The sequence below is a fragment of the Fulvivirga sp. genome (assembly GCF_040220315.1).
Lineage (GTDB): Bacteria > Bacteroidota > Bacteroidia > Cytophagales > Cyclobacteriaceae > Fulvivirga.
The window spans coordinates 1-1,533 of sequence record NZ_JAVJUY010000202.1; the positions used below are offsets into that span (position 1 = coordinate 1).

Annotated in this window: 1 protein-coding gene; it reads right to left on the reverse strand. The window is 34.7% G+C overall.

All coding sequences use genetic code 11. The features are described from left to right. Positions 1-973: 973 nt before the first annotated feature. The coding region (locus RLO81_RS10005) for a polysaccharide pyruvyl transferase family protein (RefSeq protein ID WP_350110861.1) at positions 974-1,533 on the reverse strand (560 nt) is incomplete at its 5' end.

Here is a 1,533-nt window from a genome sequence, read left to right on the forward strand (position 1 = left end):
CTCTTAATTACCAAAGAAAACATTTCAGTGGTCTGAGTGAATTATTTAATCCAAATTCTCAAACTGATATTATAAGTTTTCTCTTCTGTCAATTCGTTTATCATTGGATAAATTCAATATATTTTCGCTAGATAACTTAAAGGCGGATTCCATTCCTGACGTAAATATATGCTTAGAAAATGAAGATTAAAGAATAAGTTCTGATGAAAATTGTAGGGCAAGTATTGATGATTCCCCAAAAAACAGGACAGTGAGTTTAGTTCAAAAATGATAACTAAATTTACTAATAGTGACACGAAAAAGTTCACATCAAAATTCAAGACCAAGGTAGTTTTAGAAGCTATCAAGGAGCAGTGTAGTATTGCTGAATTAACACAGCGATATGAGCCACCCCACAAACCTTTGGAAAAGAGATTTTTAGCCAAATGCGGATGCTGTTTTTGATAAAAAGGGTAAAAGCGAGAAATCTGCTGTTGGCGATGAGAGAGATCAATTACTCAAAGATATTGGAGAGCAAAAAGTACAGATCGATTTTTTAAACAACGCCTTGTGGTAAAACCCCTGAATGAACGGAGATCAATGATAAGCAAGGGTCAATTGAGTATGGCAAAACAGTGTAACCTGTTGTCCATACACCGTTCCGGGATTTATTTTAAGCCCAAAGGAGAATCTGAACTTAAAAGCTAATGAGGATGATGGATGAGCAACTTATTTGTATTATCCTTTAAAGGGAGCTGGGAGGATGCATACGTGGATAAAAAGACAAAGGTCTGAAGGTGAACAAGAATCGAATTGAGCTACTCTACAATCGAACAAGGGGATTAAGAGCTATTATGCCAGGTAAACATACCTCAAGGCGGGAGTGTTACCTCAAGGCGTCACAAGGCTCATAAGACATATCCTTACCTGCTTAGGAACCTGACCATTGAAAGACCAAACCAGGTCTGGGCCATGGATATTTTCATTTCCTTCATCAGGTCAAAGATCTAGTGATAGACTTCACCTTCTCTCCAAAATCTGTTACCGGTTTAATTTTTATCTCTTTCAAACTGATTATTTTTCTATTATTCAACATTTCTGGGAGTTCATTGATGCCTTCAATTAAGAGACCATTGCCATATAATCGATGAAATTCACGGATCTTTATATCTCTAGCTAACGCTATATATGGAATTTTGAATCCATATGCAATGATTGCACCATGTAATCTTGAAGTGACTATTAATCTACTATTATTGTACAGATTAAGAATTTGAAAAAAACAAGTCTGAACTGATTGAATATTGTTCGTAAACTTATATGCTTTATCAAATTCAGCAATTTTGGTCTTAATGGCTTCAAATTCAATTTCGTTTACTAATTCATCATGATGACTATATAATGTATAATTTTTATACATTGATTTACGCATTCGATCTAATATGTATAGCGATGGACAAACAGTGATCGAAGGATTTTTGAATTCGTAGAGACTGGATGTAAACTCATCTCTAACATTTGTCATCAATAACCGGTTAAATGTGCTACGTAATA